This is a genomic window from Mitsuaria sp. TWR114, assembly GCF_007997345.1.
The window spans coordinates 1-6,358 of record NZ_VOSR01000408.1 but is presented as its reverse complement, the minus strand read 5'-3'; the positions used below and the strand labels follow the sequence as shown (position 1 = coordinate 6,358).

Genomic DNA, 6,358 nt, shown 5'->3' with positions numbered 1-6,358 from the left:
CGTGTCGGTGACCGGGCGGACCGGGTGGTCCGCCGCTCAGGCTCGGCGGATCACGCCGCGTTCTGCCACTGCTGCTTCAGCTGCTCCCACTTCAGGCGCGCGGCCTTGACGTGGCGCTCCTTGACGTGGCCGTAGCCGCGGATGCCTTCCGGCAGGCGGGCGAGCTTGATCGCGAGGTCCAGCTTCTCCGCGCTCAGGCCGGCGAGCAGCTCGTCGACGAGGGCCTCGTAGTCGCGGATCAGCTGGCGCTCGATGCGGCGTTCCTCGGTCCTGCCGAAGAGGTCCAGCGCGCCGCCGCGCAGGCCCTTGAACTTGGCCAGCGTCTTCAGCGCCTTGAAGGTCCACGAGCCCAGCTCGACCTTCTTCGCGCGGCCGTCGGCGCCGGGCTTGGCGATCAGCGGCGGGGCCATGTGGAAGCTGAGGTGATCCCAGTCCTCGAACTGCGCCTTCAGCGCGGCCTCGAACTTGCCGTCGGTGTACAGGCGCGCGACCTCGTACTCGTCCTTGATCGCCAGCAGCTTCGCGTAATAGCGCGCCACCGCCTTGGTCAGGCGCAGGCCCTTGCCGGCCTCGCCCAGCGCCGATTCGGCGGCGCGCACGCGCTGCACCAGCGCCTCGTAGCGCGACGCGTAGGCGGCGTCCTGGTACTCGGTCAGGAAGGCCTTGCGGCGCGAGATCAGGCCGGGCTGGCCGTCCTTGTCGTCGAGCTGGTCGAAGTTGAACCACTGCACGGCCGAGCCGCTCTGCTCGCCGGCCAGGCGGCGCAGCGCCTCGGGCGCGGCGATCGCCAGACGGCCCAGCGCGAAGGCGGTCTTGTTGTTCTCCACCGCCACGCCGTTGAGCTCGATCGCGCGCATCAGCGCCTCGAAGGACACCGGCACCAGGCCGCGCTGCCAGCACGCGCCCAGCATCACGATGTTGCTGGGCATGGTGTCGCCCATCAGGCGCTGCGCGATGTCCTGCGCGTCGATGCTGGCCAGCAGGTCCTGACCCTCGCCGACGGCGTGGCGCATCTTGGCCAGCAGCGAGTCCGCCTGCAGGCTCGCATCCGGGTTGCGGACGAAGGCGGCGGTCGCAGCTCATGCGTGTTGGCCAGGATCACCGTGCGGCCGGCCTTCACCGTCGCCAGCGCGTCGGCGCTCGCGCCCACGACCATGTCGCAGGCCAGCAGCACGTCGGCCTGCTGCGTGTCGATGCGGACCTGGTTCAGCAGGTCCTGCGTCGGCGCCACGCGCACGAAGGACAGCACCGCGCCGCCCTTCTGCGCGAAGCCCATGAAGTCCAGCACCGAGCTCTGCTTGCCCTCCAGGTGCGCGGCCATCGTCACCAGCGCGCCCACCGTCACCACGCCGGTGCCGCCAACGCCGGTGACCAGCATGTCGAACGGGCCGGTCCACGCCCAGGCCGCGGGCGGCTGGATCGCGGCGATCTCGCGCGCCAGGTCCGCGGGCCCGAAGGCCGCGCCGGCGCGCTTCTTCAGCTTGGCGCCATGCACCGACACGAAGCTCGGGCAGAAACCGTTCACGCAGCTGAAGTCCTTGTTGCAGCTGCTCTGCTCGATCGCGCGCTTGCGGCCGAAGTCGGTCTCCACCGGCACCACCGACAGGCAGTTGCTCGCCTGGCCGCAGTCGCCGCAGCCCTCGCAGACCGACTCGTTGATGAAGATGCGCTTGTCCGGGTCGGGGAACTCGCCCTTCTTGCGGCGGCGGCGCTTCTCGGCGGCGCAGGTCTGGTCGTAGATCAGCACCGTCACGCCCTGGATCTCGCGCAGCTCGCGCTGCACCGCGTCGAGCTCGCTGCGATCGTGGAAGGTCGTGCCGGCGGGGAACAGGCCGTGATGGCCGTCGTACTTGCCGATCTCGTCCGAAACCACGACCAGGCGCTTCACGCCTTCGGCCTCGACCTGGCGCGCGATCTGCGGCACCGAGGTCTGGCCGTCGACCGGCTGGCCGCCGGTCATCGCCACCGCGTCGTTGTAGAGGATCTTGTAGGTGATGTTGGCCTTGGCCGCGATGGCCTGCCGGATCGCCAGATAGCCCGAGTGGTAGTAAGTGCCGTCGCCCAGGTTCTGGAAGACATGCTTCTCGGTCGTGAAGCGCGAGTGCGCCGCCCAGTCCACGCCCTCGGCGCCCATCTGGATCAGGCCGGACGTGCCGCGCTCCATCCAGCTCGCCATGAAGTGGCAGCCGATGCCGGCCAGCGCGCGCGAGCCCTCGGGCAGCTTCGTCGAGGTGTTGTGCGGGCAGCCCGAGCAGAAATAGGGCTGGCGGCGCACCGCGTCGGCGCTGTTGGACAGCAGGCAGGGCGTCAGGAAATCGACGACCAGATGGCGGCGGTCCAGCGCCGGATTCAGCCGCGCCAGCCAGTCCGCCACGGTCGGCATGATGCGCGACGGCCGCAGCTCGCCGAGCGCGCTCAGCACCGCCGCCCCGTGTTCATCGGACTTGCCGACCACGCGCGGACGCTGCGCGTCGGGCAGGTGATAGAGCAGCTCCTTGATCTGGCGCTCGACGACCGGCGCCTTCTCCTCGATCACCAGCATGTCGGTCAGGCCCTGCGCGAACTCGCGGATGCGCGTCGGCTCCAGCGGATAGACCAGGCCGACCTTGTAGACGCGCACGCCGGCCGCGGCCAGCGCGTTCGGGTCCAGGTCCAGGCGGCGCAGCACTTCCATGAAGTCGTAATGCGCCTTGCCCACGGTCACGATGCCCAGCGACGCGCGCGGGCTCACCACGATGTGCTTGTCGATCGAATTGATCTTCGCGAACGCCAGCACCGCGTCGATCTTGTGCGCCAGGCGCGACTCCAGCTCCAGCGACGGCAGGTCCACCGAGCGGATGTGCAGGTCGGTTGGCGGCGTGTGGTCGACCGGCAGTTCGAAGTCCAGCGGCACCGCGTCCAGGTCGACCGTCATGCCGGACTCGACCACTTCCGAGATCGCCTTGAACCCGACCCAGGCGCCCGAGAAGCGCGACAGCGCCCAGCCGTAGAGGCCGAACTCCAGATACTCGGCCACGTTGCCGGGATGCACCAGCGGCATCGACCAGGCCTGCAGCGCGAGGTCGCTCTGATGCGGGGTCGAGGAGGACACGCAGCCATGGTCGTCGCCGCAGACGACGAGCACGCCGCCCTGTTTCGCGGTGCCGTAGACGTTGCCGTGCTTGAGCGCGTCGCCGGAGCGGTCCACGCCGGGGCCCTTGCCGTACCACATCGCGAAGACGCCATCGACGGTGCGCTTCGGATCCAGCGCCACGCGCTGCACGCCCAGGCAGGCGGTGGCGGCGAGGTCTTCGTTGATCGCGGGCAGGAAGTTGACCTGGGCCTTCTCGAGGAACTTCTTCGCCTTCCACAGCTGCTGGTCGACCATCCCGAGCGGGCTGCCGCGATAGCCGCTCACGAAGCCGGCGGTCTTCAGGCCCTGGCGCTCGTCCTGGGCCTTCTGGGCCAGCAGCAGCCGCACAAGGGCTTGCGTGCCGGTGAGGAACACCTGGCCGGACTGCGCGGCGAGGTTGTCCGACAGCTGGTAGGCGCGCAGGGCCGGCGCAGCGGCAAGACGGGCTTCGGTCATGGCTTGTCTCCCCAACGGGAAGAGCCGGCCGGCAGGACCGGTCGGCTCGAATGTATGAATGAGGAGATTCTTTCCTAGACAATCGGCAGTTTCTTGCTCCGTTTGCTCGCTGCATCGCAAGGATCAATAGAGACATTCTCAAAAGAGGCGGATATGGAGAACGAACGTTTCGACCGAGCGACGCGCCTGATCCTGGAGGCGCTCCAGGCCGACGCCCGCCAGAGCACCCAGCAGCTGGCCGACAAGGTCGGGCTTTCGGCGACGCCGGTCTGGCGGCGTGTCAAGGAGCTGGAGGAGCGCGGCGTCATCCGCCGCCATGTCGCGCTGGTGGACCGGGAGCAACTGGGGCTCTCGATCTGCGTGCTGGCCAATGTCAGTTTGGTGAGGCACACCGAGGGCGCGGTCGAGGCCTTCGAGGCGATGGTCGCGGGCAGCCCGGAAATCGTCGAATGCCAGGCCATCACCGGCGAGGCGGACTACGTGCTGAAGATCGTCGCGCCCGACATGAAGGTCTACGACCAGTTCCTGCAGAGCAAGGTCTTCAAGGTGCCTGGCGTCGCGAGCGTACGCAGCAACGTCGTGCTCCGCGAGGTCAAGTACGAGACCGCCTACCCGGTTCCCTGATCGCCTCCCACGCCACCACCACCTCCATCCCACCGCCACGCCCCGCCTCCCGCCTCCGCCTCCGCCTCCCGCGGACCTCTTCCTGGAAGGCAGCGAGTGGCGATGGGGCCGGAATGATGCGAGGGGGTCCAGGAGGGAGCCCCCTCGCGTCGTGGAGAGCCCGCGCTTGGCCCTCCGGAGTTAGGCGTTCTCCTCAATGGCCGCCGCTGCCTCCCCATGCCATCCTCCCCCGCATGTTTTCCGTCTACGGCACCTCTGGAAAGATCCTGACGGGCGGCCTTGAGCAGGTGCGCGACCTCGCGCCGGTGCAGGCCGTGGCCCGCACCCGCGCGGTGGCGCCGATCGCGCGCCAGGGGGATCTGACGCCGTCGACTGTCGTGCTGGCTGGCGTAGGTCAGGGCGGTGCCGGGGGCGGGATGGCGAGCGGCGCGTCGGCCTATGTCGCGCACGAGGCGCTGGCGGCCTATGCCGGCGACACGCAGCGCCAGGTGCTGACGCAGGTGCATCAGCTGATGAGCCGCAAGCTGATCAGCGTCATGTCGGGCGCCCCGCTGCGGAGCGCGATGCGGATGATGTCGCGCGCTGGCGTTGCGCAGGCGCCGGTGCTGGGTCCGATGGGTGAGGTGCGCGGCCTGGTGTCGCGTGGCGATCTCACGCGGGGTTTGGCGGACGATCTCGACGAGATCGCGGAGATGATGGTCATCGCGCGGCGCCTGGCCGCGCCGGTGGATGACGTGATGTGGACGCCGGTGCCGGTGGCGCAGCCGGACACGCCTTTGCGCGAAGCGGCGCAGCTGCTGCTGGACCTGGGGCTGCCTGGCTTGCCGGTCGGCGACGACAACGGCCATCCGATCGGCTTTCTCTCACGCAGCGACCTGCTGCGCGGCATGACGCACGAGCCGCCGCTGGACCTGTGGACTTGACTGCGCGACCCGGCCCGTCGGCGCGGCAGGGTCAGTACTTGCGCATGCCGCGCTCGGCTTCTTCCTGCTCGATCGCCTGCAGCGTGCGCCAGTCGGTGCAGACGAACACGCCGTCCTCGATGATCCGGTCGGGCAGAGAGCCATCGCCCCGGGCGATCCGGCCGTCCTTGCAGACCAGCGCGCCGCGCGCCTGTCCCTGCTCCGTCAGCGCCTTGCCGACCGCCATCGAGTCGCGGGTGTAGAGCGCCAGCACCAGCAGCGCGAACAGCACGCCCAGGATCAGCACCACGCCGACCATGACGTCGCTCACGTCACGCAGCGCCGAGGCCTGTGGGGCCACGGCCTGCGCCCGCGGCGCGGCGGCGAAGCTGGCGCCGTCGCCGCGGGAGGACGACGACGGACGCGCGGTGCCGGACGAGCCGGACCGCGAGGGAGCGCGATGGAAGCCGGGCGAAGGACGGGTGGTGGCCATGTTCATGAGACGGATCGCTTTGCCAAGAAGGGACGGCAGCAAGGACGGGCCGCGGACGGACGAAGCGAAGGCTACAGGGGCGCCGGCCGGTCGCTGACTTAAATGCGGCGCTCCTCACCAAAAATGCACGGGTGACCTTCCCCCTTTCCGTTGGTTACACCAGTTGCAGAACTAAGATTTCCGGCTATTGAAAGCGGCGCTCCAGACCGCTCCCAGCGCCAGTGTCGATGGCGCCCGCACCGCGCCGGTGCCATCCGCAACCCCGCGTTTCCTTCGCGCCCACCCACCGCGATCCGCCGCCATGTCTCAATCCGAATCCCCGCTCACGGCCGCCGCGCATCAGGCGCTGCACAAGCTGTCCCAGGAGCTGCCGGATGCCTGCGAGCGTCTGGACTACGTCAAGCGCATGACCGACCAGGCCGCCAGCAAGGTGCTGGGCATCGTGGAATCGGCGCAGGAGGATGCGCAGGCGGTGGGCCGACAGGGGCATGAGTTGTCCGAGTCGCTGCAGCGGCTGGCGGCCGCGCCGGACCTGAGCGTCGAGCGGGCGCGCGCGATGATGCGACTGTGCGCGGCCTACGCGGCCGGCGCCGCCGGCTTCGCGGATCGGGTGAAGGGGCTGCAGACCGAGATCATGATGGCCCAGGACTTCCAGGACCTGTCCGGCCAGGTGATCAACAAGGTGCTGGCCATGCTGCGGCCGGCCGAGGCGCCGCTGCAGCAGCTGCTCGCCGCGCACGACCATGTCGAGCCGGCCGCCGCGGCGGCGCA

Annotated in this window: 4 protein-coding genes and 1 pseudogene; 3 read left to right on the top strand and 2 right to left on the bottom strand. The window is 69.5% G+C overall.

Features of this window, described 5'->3' with window-relative positions:
- Positions 1-50: 50 nt before the first annotated feature.
- Positions 51-3,568, bottom strand: a pseudogene (locus FUT87_RS15340) (indolepyruvate ferredoxin oxidoreductase family protein).
- A 153-nt stretch (positions 3,569-3,721) separates the two neighbouring features.
- Between FUT87_RS15340 and FUT87_RS15335 the strand changes: the two are divergent.
- Together FUT87_RS15335 and FUT87_RS15330 are read left to right on the top strand one after the other, a co-directional pair.
- Positions 3,722-4,192 carry an Lrp/AsnC family transcriptional regulator gene (locus FUT87_RS15335; protein ID WP_147241570.1) on the top strand — a complete coding sequence of 157 codons (471 nt, stop codon included), beginning with the start codon at positions 3,722-3,724 and terminating at the stop codon, positions 4,190-4,192.
- Between the two features lie 233 nt (positions 4,193-4,425).
- Complete coding sequence (locus FUT87_RS15330) at positions 4,426-5,115, top strand: HPP family protein (protein WP_186830559.1); 690 nt, start codon at positions 4,426-4,428, stop codon at positions 5,113-5,115.
- 31 nt (positions 5,116-5,146) lie between these two features.
- Here the strand turns inward: FUT87_RS15330 and FUT87_RS15325 are convergent, their stop codons facing one another.
- The gene (locus FUT87_RS15325) at positions 5,147-5,593 is read right to left on the bottom strand and encodes a hypothetical protein (protein WP_147241568.1); all 447 of its coding nucleotides are present in this window, start codon (positions 5,591-5,593) and stop codon (positions 5,147-5,149) included.
- Positions 5,594-5,888: 295 nt separating this feature from the next.
- Between FUT87_RS15325 and FUT87_RS15320 the strand changes: the two genes are divergently transcribed.
- Positions 5,889-6,358: protein phosphatase CheZ (locus FUT87_RS15320; RefSeq protein ID WP_147241567.1), on the top strand; the 470-nt coding region annotated here is incomplete at its 3' end.